Annotated in this window: 1 protein-coding gene; it reads right to left on the minus strand. The window is 60.8% G+C overall.

Annotation, left to right across the window (positions count from 1 at the left end; all coding sequences use genetic code 11):
- Window positions 1-188: 188 nt before the first annotated feature.
- The coding region (locus tag EN807_RS33750; protein ID WP_135938033.1) for a LuxR C-terminal-related transcriptional regulator at window positions 189-329 on the minus strand (141 nt) is incomplete at its 5' end.

Below are 329 nucleotides of genomic sequence, written 5' to 3' on the forward strand. Positions count from 1 at the left end.
GGCTCGACATGGGCGATGTCCTCGAGGCCGCGCGTCAGCGCCTGCAACAGCTTCTTCTGTTTCCCCGACGAACCGAGAAAGATACGAGGTTTGGCCATTCCGTTCCCTCCGGCGCAACGAACACTCCCCATAGCGTAGGCGGATGACCTATCTCATTGCAACGACGGCAGTGCGATGACGTGTTGCCGCTATGTCTCTGTCCGGTGCTGGAAAAACTGCAGGAACAGCTCGCGCTCGGTGGTGATGTCGAGCTTCTCATAGATCCGCCGGCGATGGTTCTTGACGGTGCCGACGGTGATGCCGAGGCGCTCGGCGATGTTGGCGGTCGG

Origin of the sequence: Mesorhizobium sp. M5C.F.Ca.ET.164.01.1.1 (genome assembly GCF_004792125.1) — a bacterium.
In the GTDB taxonomy this organism is placed as follows: Bacteria; Pseudomonadota; Alphaproteobacteria; order Rhizobiales; family Rhizobiaceae; genus Mesorhizobium; species Mesorhizobium wenxiniae.